The organism is Sphingobacterium sp. UBA7855 (genome assembly GCA_002500745.1).
GTDB lineage: Bacteria > Bacteroidota > Bacteroidia > Sphingobacteriales > Sphingobacteriaceae > Sphingobacterium.
The window spans coordinates 157,227-173,856 of sequence record DLST01000018.1; the positions used below are offsets into that span (position 1 = coordinate 157,227).

The 16,630-nt window shown below is 39.6% G+C and carries 13 protein-coding genes; 9 read left to right on the forward strand and 4 right to left on the reverse strand.

Annotated features, from left to right (window positions below; all coding sequences use genetic code 11):
- Positions 1–134: 134 nt before the first annotated feature.
- The gene (era, locus tag B2107_RS17090) at positions 135–1,013 is read left to right on the forward strand and encodes a GTPase Era (protein WP_293956894.1); all 879 of its coding nucleotides are present in this window, start codon (positions 135–137) and stop codon (positions 1,011–1,013) included.
- Between the two features lie 71 nt (positions 1,014–1,084).
- Here the strand turns inward: era and uvrC are convergent, their stop codons facing one another.
- The 4 genes from uvrC to B2107_RS17110 all read right to left on the reverse strand — a co-directional run bounded on the left by uvrC (position 1,085) and on the right by B2107_RS17110 (position 7,145).
- Positions 1,085–2,884, reverse strand: a complete 1,800-nt coding sequence (gene uvrC, locus B2107_RS17095; protein WP_293956895.1) for an excinuclease ABC subunit UvrC — start codon at positions 2,882–2,884, stop codon at positions 1,085–1,087.
- A gap of 94 nt (positions 2,885–2,978) precedes the next feature.
- Positions 2,979–5,249, reverse strand: a complete 2,271-nt coding sequence (locus B2107_RS17100; protein WP_293956897.1) for a penicillin-binding protein 1A — start codon at positions 5,247–5,249, stop codon at positions 2,979–2,981.
- 237 nt (positions 5,250–5,486) lie between these two features.
- The gene (gene ispF, locus B2107_RS17105) at positions 5,487–5,966 is read right to left on the reverse strand and encodes a 2-C-methyl-D-erythritol 2,4-cyclodiphosphate synthase (protein WP_209578265.1); all 480 of its coding nucleotides are present in this window, start codon (positions 5,964–5,966) and stop codon (positions 5,487–5,489) included.
- Positions 5,967–6,326: 360 nt separating this feature from the next.
- Positions 6,327–7,145: a glycogen/starch synthase gene (locus tag B2107_RS17110; protein WP_209578264.1), complete on the reverse strand. Its 819-nt coding sequence runs from the start codon at positions 7,143–7,145 to the stop codon at positions 6,327–6,329.
- A gap of 147 nt (positions 7,146–7,292) precedes the next feature.
- Here B2107_RS17110 and panC point away from each other — a divergent pair, with 147 nt between their 5' ends.
- From panC to B2107_RS17150, 8 genes are all read left to right on the forward strand, one after another.
- Complete coding sequence (gene panC, locus B2107_RS17115) at positions 7,293–8,153, forward strand: pantoate--beta-alanine ligase (RefSeq protein WP_293956898.1); 861 nt, start codon at positions 7,293–7,295, stop codon at positions 8,151–8,153.
- Between the two features lie 44 nt (positions 8,154–8,197).
- Positions 8,198–8,548, forward strand: coding sequence for an aspartate 1-decarboxylase (panD, locus tag B2107_RS17120; protein ID WP_293956899.1), 351 nt, complete (start codon positions 8,198–8,200; stop codon positions 8,546–8,548).
- Between the two features lie 134 nt (positions 8,549–8,682).
- The gene (locus B2107_RS17125) at positions 8,683–9,045 is read left to right on the forward strand and encodes a hypothetical protein (protein WP_293956900.1); all 363 of its coding nucleotides are present in this window, start codon (positions 8,683–8,685) and stop codon (positions 9,043–9,045) included.
- A 363-nt stretch (positions 9,046–9,408) separates the two neighbouring features.
- On the forward strand, positions 9,409–11,745 hold the full coding sequence (locus B2107_RS17130; RefSeq protein ID WP_293956901.1) for a TonB-dependent receptor: 2,337 nt from the start codon (positions 9,409–9,411) through the stop codon (positions 11,743–11,745).
- Between the two features lie 17 nt (positions 11,746–11,762).
- Positions 11,763–12,230: a thioredoxin family protein gene (locus tag B2107_RS17135; RefSeq protein ID WP_293956902.1), complete on the forward strand. Its 468-nt coding sequence runs from the start codon at positions 11,763–11,765 to the stop codon at positions 12,228–12,230.
- A gap of 74 nt (positions 12,231–12,304) precedes the next feature.
- Complete coding sequence (locus B2107_RS17140; protein WP_293956903.1) at positions 12,305–12,991, forward strand: FKBP-type peptidyl-prolyl cis-trans isomerase; 687 nt, start codon at positions 12,305–12,307, stop codon at positions 12,989–12,991.
- A gap of 200 nt (positions 12,992–13,191) precedes the next feature.
- Positions 13,192–13,791 (forward strand): FKBP-type peptidyl-prolyl cis-trans isomerase, encoded by a 600-nt coding sequence (locus tag B2107_RS17145; RefSeq protein WP_293956904.1) that lies wholly within the window; start codon positions 13,192–13,194, stop codon positions 13,789–13,791.
- Between the two features lie 1,008 nt (positions 13,792–14,799).
- The gene (locus B2107_RS17150; protein ID WP_293956906.1) at positions 14,800–16,443 is read left to right on the forward strand and encodes an NAD+ synthase; all 1,644 of its coding nucleotides are present in this window, start codon (positions 14,800–14,802) and stop codon (positions 16,441–16,443) included.
- The last annotated feature ends 187 nt before the right edge of the window (positions 16,444–16,630 follow it).

Sequence of the window (16,630 nt, forward strand, 5' to 3'; positions counted from 1 at the left end):
CCAACTGCTCCACCCCGCAATATATTTTTGAACAAAATTGCTTTTTTCTTTTGAAAAAACAAGATTATGATCCTTCCGAATTGGAGTACAAAGATATATTTTGTTTCTTTGTAATCCTAATAAAATTTAGAAAAATGTCACACAAAGCAGGATTCGTAAGTATCATCGGAAAGCCAAATGCTGGTAAGTCCACCCTAATGAACGCTTTAGTGGGTGAAAAAATGTCTATCATTACACCCAAAGCGCAAACGACAAGACACCGCATTATCGGTATTGTAAACGATGAAGACCATCAAATTGTGTTTTCGGACACTCCAGGTGTTATTAAACCAAACTATTCTTTGCAGGAATCCATGATGAATTTTGTCCAAGGATCTTTGATCGATGCAGACATTATACTATTTGTGACAGATATCAACGAAAAATACGATGAGAACGATGTCCTCGAGAAATTACGCAAAACAAATTCTCCTGTTGCTGTATTGATCAATAAAATTGATAAATCTTCAGAAGAAGAAGTCAAAGCAAAAATTGAATTCTGGCAAGAAAAATTAAATCCAGATACCATTTTTGCCATTTCAGCAAAACTGAATCATAATGTTGCTGCCGTAATGCAATACATAAAAGACAAGTTACCAATTCACGAAGCTTATTATGAAAAGGATGAACTGACAGATAAATCCATGCGTTTCTTTGTCTCCGAAATGATCCGTGAAAAAGTGTTCAAACTGTATGACAAGGAAATTCCTTACAGCACAGAAGTGATCGTCACATCGTACAAAGAAGAAGCTAATATTACGCGTATTGCTGCCGAAATTATTGTTGAACGCGACTCTCAAAAAAATATTATCATTGGAAAGGCGGGCGCCATGATCAAAAAAGTAGGAACCTACGCGCGTCAGGATATTGAGGAGTTTATCGACGGAAAGGTATTTCTCGAACTTTTCGTTAAAGTAATTCCTGACTGGCGAAGCAAGAAAAATTACCTTAAACGTTTCGGTTACGATGACTAATTCGTATGGAATACATCAGCGGAAGACTTTGATATATAAACCTTCGGCTGATGCACTATTCTATTTTAAAGTTACTTTGCAAAGTATTCACGAAGTGCTTTAATCTGTTTGAGATTAAGCACTTTTTTTAGGTCTTCATCAGACGCCTCCTTCACCTTTTTTACCGATTTAAATTCAGTTAACACTTTCTCCACTGTTGTTTTGCCTATGCCTGGCACATTTTCAAGTTCAGAAACAAAAGTTTTTCGGCTCCGCTGATTTCTGTGAAACGTGATTCCGAACCGGTGAGCTTCATCTCGAAGATGTTGAATCACCTTTAAGGTTTCAGATTTTTTATCTAGATAAAGTGGATATTGGTCACCGGGATAGAAAAGCTCCTCCAGCCTCTTCGCAATACCGATCACCGTTACTTGCCGTTCGATCCCCAATAAGCGCAGACTCTTTAAAGCAGCCCCTAATTGCCCCTTACCACCGTCGATAATAATCAATTGGGGCAGAGGCTGATCTTCATCCAACAATCTTCTGTACCGTCTAAAAACAGCTTCCTCCATCGTAGCAAAATCATTAGGTCCCTCCACTGTCTTTACATTGAAATGGCGATAATCCTTTTTTGAAGGTTTGGCATCCTTAAAGACAACAATAGCAGATACTGGGTAATTGCCCTGAATATTCGAGTTATCGAAACACTCAATATGCTGTGGGAGCACATTCATGCGAAGATCCTTTTGCATTTGCTTTAAAATACGCTCAGTGCGGACATCCGGATTAAGCTTCTCATATTGCAACAAACGTTCCTTCCTAAAAAATGCTACGTTCTTTTGCGAAAGCTCCAGAAGCTTCTTCTTTTCACCCAATTTAGGGATTGTAAATCGAATCCGTTCGTTCTCTTCAATATCTAACTCGAATGGTACGATAATTTCCCGCGACAGACTTTTGAAACGTTCCCGTATCTCTGGTATGGCCAGGGCTAGGAGCTCCTGTTCACTCTCATCTAAACGTCGTTTCATTTCCAGTGTTTGCGTCTGAATAATCACACCATTCATCACTTTCAGGTAGTTGACAAAAGCATACCCCTCATCCGAAGCGATGCTAAATACATCGACGTTTGTAATGGATGAGTTAACAACAGTGGATTTACTCTGATAATTGTCTAGCTTATCCAACTTCGCCTTGATTAACTGCGCTCTTTCGAAATCCAGAGCTACCGCGGCAGTAGCAATACCTTCTTTCAGCCGATTGGTCACCATAGCGATCTTTCCGTTCAGAATATCCTTAATATCGCTCAGATTCTGATCATAGTCTTCCTCAGATTGATACCCTTCGCAAGGCCCCTTACAGTTTCCTATTTGATATTCAAGACAGATCTTAAACTTGCCTTTCCGTATATTTTCCTGTGTTAGGGCCAAATTGCAGGTCCGCAAGGGAAACAATTCGCGAATCAGATCCAAAACAATATGCATCATCCCCACCGAAGGATAGGGCCCATAATAGCGAGAACCATCTTTGATATATTGCCTGGTCCAAAAAACGCGTGGAAAAGGCTCGTTCTTAATAACAATCCAAGGATAGGTTTTATCGTCCTTAAGAAGGACATTATACTTCGGTTTGTGTTTCTTGATCAATGAATTTTCAAGCAACCAAGCATCAATCTCCGTATCAACTATAGTAAAGGATATCCGATTAATCTTACGGACCAAAACACGTGTTTTGCCATTCAGCTGATTTTCACTAACGAAATAAGATCCGACCCGATTGCGCAAATCTTTCGCTTTCCCAATATATATCAGCTCGTTATTTTTATCAAAATACTGATAGACTCCAGGCCGATGCGGTATCTTCTTTAATTCCTCTCTATAATCAAATACGTCCATTATGTTTTAATATCAAGCACGCTCAGCAAAAAAGCCAGACAACAAATTTCGAAAAAATTTATTGTCTGGCCCACTGGTATTTTTTTAAAATAACTTAGAAGCCTAAGCGGTCATCTTTTAGTTTAGTTTCGTCTTTACTGCTCGAATCGGTAGATCCATCTTCTACATCAGAGCCTCCGCCACCCCAGTACTGATTACAGTCTATCACACGGGTGAGTCCACCTTGAGGTTGCTCAAAATCACCTTTGGTATATTTCAAATTCGAATCTTTATATACTTTCTGCATGTAATAAGCGAATACTGGCATAGCTGCCGCAGCCCCTTGACCGTACTCCATGCGATCGAAACTAATGCCCCGATCTTCCGCCCCGGTCCACACACCTGTAACCAATTCGGGCGTAATACCGATAAACCAAGCATCCGAGTTGTCATTCGTTGTACCCGTTTTACCACCGATTGGATTGGTGAGCTTGTACATCCATTGAATACGTCTAGCAGTACCCTGAGACACCACCTTTTTCAACATATCAACAATAATATAAGCAGATTCACTATTTAAGGCTTTTACGACCTTTGGTGCTTTATCATAGATCGGTGTACCATTTTTATCTTCAATACGTAAGATCGCAGTCGGTTCAATCCAGGTTCCTTGATTTACAAATGCCGAATAAGCACCCACCATATCAAACACCGACGCTTCATAAGCACCTAATGAGATCGAAGGATAATTAGGCACATCACTTGTTATACCCATTCGCTTTGTCAATGCGGCGACTTCGGCAGCACCAACTTCGTGTACTAAATAGGCTGTCGCATAGTTTTGAGAATAAGCCAATGCCTTAGCCAAGGTAATAGGGTTTCCTCCTTGCGCATTTCCCCTTGGGGTCCATCCGTTATACGTTTGCTGGTAGTTTGGAATACTATAACATGGTGAATAGCCATTGTCAATCGCAACCGCGTAAGTAAATGGTTTAGCCGTCGATCCGACTTGACGCGTGCCCATTTTTACCTGATCATATTTAAAATGGTCAAAGTCAATACCCCCTACCCACGCTTTAATATGTCCCGTCTTTGGCTCCATTGACATCATCGCATTGCGCAACATGAGTTTATTGTATTTAATGGAATCCATTGGCGTCATCATGGTATCGACGCTTCCTTTCCATGTAAAAATATTCATAGGAACTTTTACATTGAAAGCCTTTTTGATTTCGTCTTCATTCAAACCTTCTTCCTTCAAAATGCGGTAACGATCAGAACGCTTCATTCCGCTGATTAATAGCTTCGCTTTATCGCCTTTGAAGGGATCCCTATTTTTCCATTGTGCGGAAAATTTAGACTGCAATTGCTTCATCCACTCCTTTTGTGAATCCTCTGCATATTGCTGCATAGACATGTTGATTGTCGTATAGATTTTCAATCCATCGCGATCAAGATCATAGGGCGTACCATCCGGCTTGGTAATAGAAAGCTTGGCAAATTCCTTTTTGATCTCGTCTTTTAGTACCGCTCTAAAATAGGGAGCCAATCCTTCGCCGTAATTTGCGATCTTAAGCTCTAAACCAAGTGGTTTCTCTTTTGCTTTTGTTGCCTCTTCTGCCGAGATAAAATTGGCGGCAACCATATTGTTCAACACCGTATTACGTCGGGTGCGAGATCTATCAGGGTAACGCACCGGAGAATATGCTCCCGGACCTTTTAGCATACCCACCAACAAGGCTGCTTGTTCCGCTGTCAATTTGTCGGGAGTCGTATTAAAGTAAGTCCGCGCAGCTGATTTGATTCCGTATGTATTGTAGGCACCAAAGTCTACCGTATTGAAATACATGGTAATAATCTCATCCTTGGTATAATTTCTCTCCAGACGAACCGCCGTAATCCATTCCTGAAATTTTTGAATGACTCGTTTTAAAAAATTCTTCTGACGTCCATCCGAGAAGAGATTAAGTGCCAGCTGTTGTGTAATCGTACTCCCCCCTTGCTTATTACCTGTCAAGGTATGGAAGATGACTGTGAATGTACGCGAATAGTCTATACCAGAGTGATCATAGAAACGTTTATCCTCTGTAGACACCAATGCTTTGACTAAATAAGGGGACAATTCGCTATACTTTACATTGGAACGGTTTTGAACATAATAGGTCCCCAGTACTTTATGATCTTCAGTGATAACTTCAGAAGCTAAATTGCTTTTTGGATTCTCCAAATCACTGAAGGAGGGCAATTTCCCAAATAATCCAAGACGGATACTCAATATAAACAGAAAACCTATCGCAACAACTCCAACGATAATCTTCCAAAAATTGAATGTATATCGTTTGATATCAGCTTCCGTCAGTTGATTTTTTTTTGATACTCGTTTCATCTATTTACTAAATTTCAGACGTAAATATTATTCATTTAAAGGCCACGAAGCGTATTCAGGTTTTACACCCACTGTGCTATTTTAACACTCGAATACTGCATTATTTTAACCCTTGTAGACTTCTATTAAGACATTAATGCTCACTCTATCAGATAGTGTGCCAATAATCCTTACTTGGCAAAGGTATTACTAATTGTACCAAAAGCAAGAATTTAAACGCGAAAATATTGAGCAGAACTACGCACGTTCGATCAAGCAAACCGCATAGGCAACGGCCCCTTCCTGACGGCCGATAAATCCCATGGTTTCATTTGTCGTTGCTTTAATGGAAATATCATCGATATCCAAACCAGTGGCTTCAGCCAATTTAACTTTCATTTGCGGGATATAAGGTTTGATCTTAGGAGCCTCCAAACACAGCATTGAATCGATATTGCCGAGTGTGTACCCTTTCTTCGCAATCAGCGCCACACATTCTTTCAGCAACAATAAGCTACTGATACCTTTCCAGCGCATATCTGTGTTTGGAAAGTGATAGCCAATATCTTCCAAATTGGCAGCACCCAAAATGGCATCACATATCGCATGCACCAATACATCTGCATCAGAATGGCCAAAGGCCCCAGCATGATGCTCCAATTGAACGCCTCCAACAATAAAGGGATGTCCCTCTTTCATCTGATGGACATCAAATCCAAATCCTACCTTAATTTTCATGACAATAATTATAACTATGGTGTCTATTCCTCCTGAAACAGATTCCGAGACACACGATTGATATACCTTTAAAACAAAGCCAATATATGCTGTTAGGGGCGTGTATAACCGCTATAAATCAAACTTAGGAAATCTTCTCTTAAATTTCCACATATCAATATATATACCTAATAACAGATTACTGCGAAGATAACAATTCGCAGCTATATTTATTGTTACAAATGACTTAGGGAATCGGCATCACGACTAAAGTCAATCAAATAGTAATTCGACTCGATGAAAACCAGCGGAATAAAAAAAGGCTATTTTTTTGAAATAACCTTTTTTTATTGTTTTTTGAAATGCTTCGAAAAGTACAGCCTACGCTTCTACTTCTTCCGGTGCAAATTGATCATATACTTCACCAAAAGCATCATAGTCTTGATCGCCGTTAGGCTCAAAAACCTGAATATCTTTTGATCTTGCAAAATCAACTATTTCGGTATTGACATTTTGATCCGCCACAACAACCATATCGGTAAAATGCAAAGCACCTTTATAGATAGCCTCATAGCTACCATCTCCGTAAACCTGTGCATCCTCAGCTTTGAATGAACCCTCTGGTGCCATTTCCGCATACTTCGTACCTAATGTACCTTTAAACTCTTCATTGAACAAAGAGTACATCACTTTTGCATCCTTGAATGTCGGATCGTCTTTATAAGTCGTCTTGACATACGCCGGTACCAACGCAGAGAACCATCCATGACAGTGCACTACATCTGGGGACCAACCTAATTTCTTCACAGTTTCCAACGCTCCTTTACAGAAGAACACCGAACGCTCATTGTTGTCTGCAAAGAACTCGCCATGCTCATCACTAAAAACTTTTTTACGCTGAAAGTAGTCTTCATTATCCAAGAAATACACCTGCATCCGGGCCGCAGGTAATGAAGCAACTTTAATAATTAGCGGATTATCATTATTATCCACAACAATGTTCAGGCCTGAAAGACGAATAACCTCATGTAATCTATTTCTACGCTCATTGATATTCCCAAAACGCGGCATTAAGATCCGGATCTCAAAACCCTTTTCTTGCATCGCTTGCGGAAGTTGACGTGTGATTTCAGAAATTTTAGTTAATTCGAGGAAAGGCGACATCTCGTGAGTAATAAACAATATCTTCGTTTTTGCCATCTCCAGTTATTTTTATTTATTATTTTCGAACAGTAAAATCGGTCTACAAAGGTACGAAAAAAATACTTACTATGCAATTTACTATTAATCATCGTTTTATATTCCCAAAATTATATGCAACTTTGCCCACAAAAACTAAATAGCAAAGTGGAAATTTTCAAAACGAAAGCCTCTCTCCAAGCATACCTGCAAGAAGCACGAAAAACCGATCAAAAAATCGCCCTAATCCCGACCATGGGGGCATTACATGAAGGACATTTATCCTTATTAAATTATGCAAAACCATTGAGCGACATTCGCGTCTGCAGTATTTTTGTAAATCCTACGCAATTTAATGACCCAAAAGATCTCGAGAAATATCCACGCCCAATCGAGAACGATATCAAACTATTGGAAGCTGTGGGGTGTGATATTCTTTTCTTGCCAACCGTTGACGAAATGTACCCCGACAAACACGAACACTGGCATATCGATTTGGGCGAACTGGATCAAATCTGGGAAGGGGAAAAACGTCCAGGGCATTTTCAGGGCGTCACTCAAGTCGTCTATAAATTATTTACATTAGTACAACCGCATATCGCCTGTTTCGGACAAAAAGACTTTCAGCAGGTCATGGTTATTAAACGCATGATTGAAATGAAGGATCTACCTATTCAATTGGCGATATGCCCCATCATTAGAGATCAAGATGGCCTAGCTTTGAGCTCCAGAAACATGCGATTAAGTGAAGAAGGAAAAACCATAGCGTTGGCCCTTTCACGTTCCTTGACATACGTAAAAGACCACATCAATGATGCTACAGCACTCCGGGAAATAAAAGACCAAGCGCTGAAGATATTAACAGCTACAGATGGACTGAGCGTTGAATACTTTGCCATATGTGAGAGTACCAGCTTAAAGGAGGTCGATCACATCGATTTCAGCAAACAAAATGTTGCCCTCGTCACGGCCTGGGTTGAGGGCGTGCGTCTGATCGATAATATGATTCTGAATAATTTGTCAAATTAATTGACAAATCTTTCAAATTCAGTAGAAAGCCCTAACTTTGCGCCATGGTAATAGAAGTAATGAAATCCAAGATTCACCGCGTTAAGGTCACACAAGCGGAATTGAATTATGTGGGTAGTATCACAATAGATGAAGATTTGATGGATGCCGCAAATATCATCGCTAACGAGAAAGTTCAAATCGTAAACAATAACAATGGAGCACGTTTTGAGACATATGTTATCCCTGGCCAACGCGGTTCGGGAACAATTTGTTTGAATGGTGCCGCGGCCCGCTTGGTTCAAGTTGGCGATATCGTCATCATCATTTCCTATGCAACCATGGATTTCGAAGAAGCTAAACAATTTCAACCCTCGCTTGTATTTCCAGACGACAACAATCATCTGATTAAATAGTTAGAATGTAAGGATGGAGAACATTAAGGTTTCAAAAATAGGCATACTTAATATTTATTTAATCCATACAGCTTTATACTGATAAAATAAAATCGTAATTTTGAAGCGTTACCCTAAAAAAGTAACGCTTTTTTATGTACCGAAAAACAACCAGAAGTCCACGTCAGCTTATCGCATTATGCCAATTGGTGTTAATGTCGCTGATTATTATTTCAGGTGTTGTTTTTATGCACAAAGAGGTAAAATCTACAGGTGAAATTGTCATGCACACCCACCCTTATGATTTTACCAAGAAACAAAAGCCCCAAGAAACAGATGACCAAATCGAATACCTGAATGTCATCTATCACAACACCTACGTACAAACCGAATTTACCGTCCTTGAACTTCCAATTCCCCGCGAAGTAAGACAGGTACGCTATAGTTCCTTTTGTCCGGAAGCAATTACGTTAACTATCGATCATTACCACTTACGTGGTCCCCCCAGCATAGTATAAAACCAACATCAGAGATTTCGAAAACCGGTAGTCTGAAATGGCAGTACTCGACGCTAATAAACGGAACGTACCGTATGCGTCCAGTAACGCATTGCTAAACCACGGAATGACTATATCGGTACGACCTCTTTGATACAATTTCTTATTGGCCTCCTTTTCGAGAATTGTCGTTGATGCCAAGGCGACACCCTTCGTTGGACTACCTTACAGTGGTTTCAATGAACTCCTTGGTACAATAGCCCTATATAAGAACAAGTTATTTTCTTGTTTCCTATCCGTATTCAACACCTTGAATGCTGTTCATAGCGCGCTATAGACAATGGGATGCGAGGCTTGTATTTTTAAAATTTTTATAAAATTACTATGCTAAAGCAATACACTTTATTCGCCGCATTACTGGCGGGTACATCCACTATATATGCCCAATCGAAACTTGAAGGCTATTTATTCAATAAAAACCATGAAGCAGTTCCCTCCGGCACACTGACTTTAAAAAACAGCAAGCTTGCGACCACATCTGATACAGCGGGCTACTTCAAGTTGTCTGCTATACCGATGCAAAAAGTAACATTAAATATATCTGCAGTAGGCTACCGCTCAATCAGCAAGGTTATCTCCCTTGATACACTAAAGGCTCCATTACATATTCAACTGGAGGAAGACAACCTCAATTTGGATGAGGTTGTTGTTTCTGCTACACGTTACGGCGTCAAACGAAAGGATGCTCCCGTGGTTGTGAATGTCATAGGTCCCAAATTATTTAATGCGACACAATCTGTCGCCATGTCTGAAACACTGAATTATCAGCCGGGGGTACGCGTAGAAAACAATTGCCAGAATTGCGGTTTTTCACAAGTCCGGCTGAATGGTCTAGAAGGTCCTTATTCACAAATATTGATCAATAGCAGAGCCGTATTCTCCGCATTGAATAGCGTATATGGATTAGACCAGATTCCCACCAGTATGATCGATCGTATTGAGGTGGTAAGAAGTGGCGGTTCGGCATTATTTGGCGCCAATGCGATTGCTGGGACAATTAATATTATTACAAAAGATCCGGTAGAAAATGACTGGCAGGTAAAATCAACCAACTCACTCATAGGTGGCAGAAGCTGGGACAATACGGTTGATTTTAACACCTCGACGGTCGCAGAAGACCTCAAGAGAGGTGCGACGTTCTACGGCATGCACCGTAATCGGGAAGCATATGATGCTAATGGAGATGGTTTTTCGGAAATGACCAAACTTCGAAACACTACTTTTGGCACAAAAATATTTTACAAACCGAGTGATCTAGATAAAATAACGGTAGATTTTAGCACAGTGAATGAGTTCCGTCGCGGTGGTGATCAGCTTGATAAAGTACCCCACTTGACGCAAATCACAGAGCAATTGGAAACCAGTTCGCTTGTTGGCGGAATCACCTATGATCATTACTCTACCGATTACAAGCAGAAAATGTCGCTTTACGGCTCTGTACAGAAAACCGTTCGTGACAGCTACTATGGCGGCCTAGGGGGCGGATCAACACTCGCCGACAGCATATTAGCTGCCAATGCATACGGAAAGACAAATGATATCGCGCTGGTCGCAGGAGGACAGTATACTTACAACTTTGAACGCGATGTATTTACCGCCGGAGTGGAGTTCTCGTACAACGATACCCAAGACGACATACCGGGGTACAAACGAACCATTGATCAGCAAAACAGGGGATTAGGCAGTTATGCCCAATACGAATGGAAGCCTTTAAGCAATTTTAAAACCTTGATCGGAGCGCGATACGATTATACCTATGTCGATGGCAAATACAGTCTTGCAGGTACAGACCGAAACTCAGATCAGCGTTTTGGCACTTTTAGCCCACGGTTGACAATCTTATATGATATCACCAAGGACCTTCAATTTAGAGGGGGCTATGCCCGCGGTTTCCGTGCGCCCCAGGCATTTAACGAGGATATGCATGTCACTTCCATTGGTGGCAATCAAGTATTTGTGTTGATTGGTGAAAATCTAAAAACGGAGTATTCCAATGCGTATACAGGTTCCTTTAGCTACAACAAAACTTTTGGAAATGTACAGACGAGTCTGCTTGTGGAGGGGTTTTATACGGATCTAAACAATCAATTTGTCAATGTCATGGCATCAGAAAAAGACGGATTGATCACCCAGGAGATGCAAAACGGTGAGGGTGCCCGGGTATATGGCTCTAATATTGAGATCAATATTGCACCATCATCTTGGTTTTCTATCCAAACCGGTGGGACCATTCAGCGCTCAAGCTATAAAAAAGATCAACTTATCTACGAGGGAAGGGAAGATGGACAAGACATCCTGACCAAGAAATACGTCCGTACACCCAATATTTATGGCTATATGAATAGTAATTTAAAAGCGACCAAACAATTTGCGATCGATCTGACCGGAGTCTACACCGGAAAGATGATTGTTCCTCATATCCAAAACGATATGATGACCTTGAAAGACGCACGCGACTTCGTCGAGTTAAATCTGCGGCTGGGTTATACCTTACCCATACATAAAGATTTTAGTATTGAAATTTTCGGCGGTATACAAAACATGTTCAATGCTTTTCAGAAAGACTTTGACAAGGGACCATTGAGAGACTCAGACTATATCTATGGTCCGACTCGTCCACGGACATTTACCTTTGGCTTGCGCGTTGGCCATTTCCATTAAAAAACAATAACTGATCTATGAAGCAATTCAGCAAAATATACATTATGTCGATGATGCTATTTTATCCGCTCTGTCACTTTGGACAAGAGCGGATTAATTGGATCAGCTTCGAACAGCTTGATTCTTTACTCGCAGTGGAGCCAAGGGAGACACTACTTTTCATTCATACCGATTGGTGTAGCTATTGCAGAAAAATGGAGCAAGAAATCTTTACAAAAAGAGAAATTATTGAATTAATTAACCGGCGTTACTATGCGGTGAAGTACGATGCCGAATCTACCGAAGAGATTGTTTTCGACAACAGCATATGGAAGCCACTGAGCAGAAAAAAGAAAGTAGGGAAATACCATCCATTAGCAGTACAATTACTGCGGGGAAAACAGTTTGTCTTTCCGAGTATTTTAAGGCTGGACTCTAAATTTCATTTAAAAAGCATACGACAAAAATACTTGAATTCAAAAGAGTTATATGCTTTTTTAGAATAATTTAACATTTGATGTAGCGAAGTTTGTCCAGTCTGCGTTTTGAGTTTTATAATTAATACACACTTTAAGAAATTATGAAAAATATCACAAAATTTTTAATGGCGTTTTTGTGTCTTGGTATTCTTTTTACAGCTTGTAATAAAGATAATTTTGATTGGGACGCCTATTACAAACAACAAGAAGAAGCAATAAGAAAGGAAAAAGCAAGACAAGATTCTTTATATAAAGATCAAGCACCTCTATTGGAAGCTTACGCGAAACAGAAGTGGGGTAACGACGCTAAGCGTTCAGACTCTTTGCTATCAAAAGGTATTTGGTACAAAATCGAATATGCTAAAGAAACCGCTACACCTTATACATATGGTATCACTTTAACAAATAACGGTCCTGCGATTACACCTTTTGCGGCAACTTTCAATTTTCAAGGAGAGTTAATGGATGGAAGAGTTTTTGATAAAAATCCAGTTGGTTCACCAGCTGTTTATACTGATATATACAAAGCCATCAATATATATAATGTAGGATGGATGAGAGCCTTTACGCCTCCTGTAATTAAACAGAATGGCATAGATTATTATCCACACGGATTACTTCCAAAAGGATTACAAAAAGGAGATAAAATTACTTTTATTGCGCCTTCATATTATTCGTTTGATCAAAATGAATATACCAAAGGCAGTGAGAAGGTGACAGTACCTAAGAATACACCAGTTGTGTATACAATCGAATTGTTAAGTATTGGAGCTGCTACCTCCAACTAAACAAATAAGCCGTACAAAAAAAAGCCATTTTCTTAATGAGAATGGCTTTTTTTAGCAGATCTTAATACAGAAATGTAAATTAATGTATCAATTTGTTAATTATTTAGGCGTAAATATACAAAAAGAAAAAAATCACATACATTTGCTAGGCCAATTTCACAATGAAATGGCTGCTTATTGAAAAACTAACAAATAATACCATGAAAAAATTGTTATCACCATTATTTTTAGGAATTACAGCAATCGCTTTCCTTATTATTAGCTGTGCCAAAAGTGATGATGCGCCGATTTACGATGCAGCTGCACAATTTAAAACAGACTCTGTCGCACTTAAAAATTATGTCAGCCAAAAGTATCCCGATGCCCAATACAATAGCGAGACAGGCATTTGGTATGAAATTTTGGCTGAAGGCACAGGAAATTATCAATATAAAATTGTGGATACCTTAAATGCTAAAGTCTTTAAAGTTAATCCAACTGTAAAGTATACTGGTCGCTTATTAAATGGCAGTATTTTCGACCAAACTGGAACCGATAAAACGGCTAGCTTTGAGCTCCTCACCAATACCGGTTATAATTATCCTTTCGAGAGCACGCTTATACCAGCTTGGACATTCGCATTTGCTCCTAAAAAAATAGGTGATGTAGATCTCGGTGGACTGACAGAGAAAGGGCTTCAAAAAGGTGCTAAAATTCATATCATGGCGCCTTCTAAATTCTGTTATGGAAATCGCGCGATAGGACCAATTCCTGCAAACTCACCCTTGGACTTCGTGATTGAAGTGGTAGACATAAAATAGAAATATTTTAACTAGATAAGTGCTATTCTATACGATGGTGTTAGGATTCAAAATCCAAGCACCATTGCTATTTATTATTGAATCCATCAACCCGTGTTCGGAAAAAAGCCTGATTTACCTTACAACACCTCGAACGTAAATCACTATATCAATTGACCTGCAAATACCTAATAGCTTTTAGAAAATTCCTGCATTTAAGAAGTCGATTCGGCTATCAATCAGCCCCAATTAATCGCATGTGTATGATATTTCAATATTGGATCTGAAAAACTTCAGCCTGAAAGCAGCGTGAAGTTAAATGTGTCGGTATGCATTCTAACTAGATTCAGAGCTACCTATCTAAAGACAATATGTAAGCTACATCTTCCTCATCGAAGTAATTTCCTACAAACTTTCGATATGCTACCTTGATGAATTCTAGTACTTCCAAATAAAAAATAACAAATGGATCCCTCTTATACATCAACAAATCTAGGCGGGATGGAAATGAATTGGGGGCAAAACCGAATGTGAAATGTTTATAATAAAAAAGCTCGAAGTGGGGAACTCCGAGCTTTACCTAACCAATTATTAACCTAAATTATGAAAAGTTCTTTATATATTATTTTTAATATCTTTCGTTTCTTTTGATATATCAAAGGTACTATACATCTGCTTTCATGTCAAGAAATTTAACAGCATTTAACGTTGTTAAAATTATGTTAAAACAATTTAGCATATCTCATACTGTTAAAACTATTCATTCTCGCCCCCCGATTTGCCTACAGGCTGTTGCTGCTTTAAAGAAGCGGCCCCATTCGATTCAATTGCCCTAGCTTATTTCTATGTATACCTTACAAATACCCCTATATATCGCCACATCGGTAACATACAGGGTGCAAACATCGATTTCTCTTGGTTAACTTTTCTTTATTCGAATAAGAGGAAGCTTAGTATCAAAAAAAAGAAATAAATTTGTGAGAAGATCCTCCATAAGCAGGTATCTTATTTTTAGACGATCAATAGCATATGAAAATAGCTTTAGCACAGTTAAATTACCATATCGGTAATTTTGAAGCAAATACTAAAAAAATAATTAGCGCCATCCATCAGGCCAAAGAAGCAGCTGCCGATCTTATTATCTTCGCCGAACTCGCAATTGGCGGATATCCCGCCAAGGACCTGTTAAGAAATAAGGCATTCAAACATCAATGTGATGAAGCTATTCATCAAATCGCCGCACATTGCCAGGATATTGCCTGTATCATTGGAGCACCCGTCAAAAACGGTGATCCTGAGGGCAAAGAACTCTACAATTCTGCTGTATTTATCGAGCATGGAATCGTAAAAGATGTTATTAAAAAAGGTCTTTTGCCTGATTATGACGTATTTGATGAATATCGCTATTTCGAACCTAATAGAGTTTTCAACTGCATCGAACTGAGCGGCGTAAAGATTGCCCTAACAATTTGCGAAGATCTTTGGGACGATGACGAGGGTGGCAATTCGTACGTTGGCGATCCCATGGCAGAACTGAGAAAAGAAAATCCAGACCTACTCATCAACATTGCGGCCTCTCCCTTTTCCTATACGCATTTTGAGGAACGCGTTAACGTTCTTAGTCGGCAGGTCAAAAAGTCGGGCAGACCGCTGATTTATGTTAATCAAATTGGTGCTCATATGGATATTATCTTTGATGGACGCTCCATTGCATTGAATAATGAAGGCACAACGGTCGCTGAACTAAAAAGCTTTGAAGAGGATCTCCAATTTATAACCTATCATCAACAAAACATAATCTCAACCACAGCTGCTCCAAAGCATCCTAAATCTGAAATGGAGCTGGTGCATGATGCATTAGTCCTGGGCCTTCGTGATTATTTTCAAAAATCTGGTTTTAGAAAGGCAGTTTTAGGCCTATCGGGCGGACTGGATTCGGCTTTGGTTGCTGCCTTGGCCTGCGAGGCTCTCGGGGCCGATAATGTACTCGCCATATTGATGCCATCGGTTTATTCTTCCGACCATTCGATAAAAGATGCCATGGATCTGGTCGACAGTACTGGCTGCAAACATCGTATCGTTCCCATCAAAGATATTGCTAATGCCTACGAGCATAGCCTGGCCCCTCTTTTTGAGAATTTACAACCCGATACTACTGAGGAAAATATACAGGCACGCGCCCGTGCAGTAATTTTGATGGCCGTTTCTAATAAGTTTGGTCACATCCTGCTCAATACGTCCAACAAAAGTGAAGCTGCTGTGGGTTATGGCACACTCTATGGTGATATGGCAGGCTCTATATCTGTAATAGGTGACGTCTACAAGTCCAAAGCCTATGATTTAGCGCGCTACATCAATCGAGAACGGGAAATCATTCCAATAAATACCATTGAAAAAGCGCCTTCCGCAGAACTTCGACCAGACCAAAAAGATTCAGATTCATTACCGGAATATGAGTTATTGGATAAAATACTCTTTGAACTCATCGAAAATGAGAAATCAGGATCTGAGGTTGTAGCAATGGGCTTTGAACAATCGTTAGTAGAAAGGATATGTAAATTGGTTAATAATGCTGAATTCAAACGTTTTCAAGCTCCTCCTATCCTGCGGATCAGTCCAAAAGCATTTGGCCCAGGAAGACAGATTCCACTAGTGGCAAAATATCCTTATTAATTTTACAATTACGATTAAACCATATTTATAGTTTTTTGTCTAAAGTAATAGGTTGTAAAATCAAAAAGGATAATAGCATCCCGGAGGATAAAGAAACAATCGCCATAAAGACCGCCAACTGTAATATTTTTACACTTGAAAGGTATACGGATAAGGAATAAAAGCAAATTAGTTAAATAAATATAAG

Bases quoted from the DNA above. Each gene is read 5' to 3' on its own strand.
- uvrC (WP_293956895.1), bottom strand. From the start codon at position 2,884: ATGGACGTATTTGATTATAGAGAGGAATTAAAGAAGATACCGCATCGG.
- B2107_RS17130 (WP_293956901.1), top strand. From the start codon at position 9,409: ATGCTAAAGCAATACACTTTATTCGCCGCATTACTGGCGGGTACATCC.
- B2107_RS17140 (WP_293956903.1), top strand. From the start codon at position 12,305: ATGAAAAATATCACAAAATTTTTAATGGCGTTTTTGTGTCTTGGTATT.
- B2107_RS17125 (WP_293956900.1), top strand. From the start codon at position 8,683: ATGTACCGAAAAACAACCAGAAGTCCACGTCAGCTTATCGCATTATGC.
- panD (WP_293956899.1), top strand. From the start codon at position 8,198: ATGGTAATAGAAGTAATGAAATCCAAGATTCACCGCGTTAAGGTCACA.
- ispF (WP_209578265.1), bottom strand. From the start codon at position 5,966: ATGAAAATTAAGGTAGGATTTGGATTTGATGTCCATCAGATGAAAGAG.
- B2107_RS17135 (WP_293956902.1), top strand. From the start codon at position 11,763: ATGAAGCAATTCAGCAAAATATACATTATGTCGATGATGCTATTTTAT.
- B2107_RS17145 (WP_293956904.1), top strand. From the start codon at position 13,192: ATGAAAAAATTGTTATCACCATTATTTTTAGGAATTACAGCAATCGCT.
- B2107_RS17100 (WP_293956897.1), bottom strand. From the start codon at position 5,249: ATGAAACGAGTATCAAAAAAAAATCAACTGACGGAAGCTGATATCAAA.
- B2107_RS17110 (WP_209578264.1), bottom strand. From the start codon at position 7,145: ATGGCAAAAACGAAGATATTGTTTATTACTCACGAGATGTCGCCTTTC.
- B2107_RS17150 (WP_293956906.1), top strand. From the start codon at position 14,800: ATGAAAATAGCTTTAGCACAGTTAAATTACCATATCGGTAATTTTGAA.
- era (WP_293956894.1), top strand. From the start codon at position 135: ATGTCACACAAAGCAGGATTCGTAAGTATCATCGGAAAGCCAAATGCT.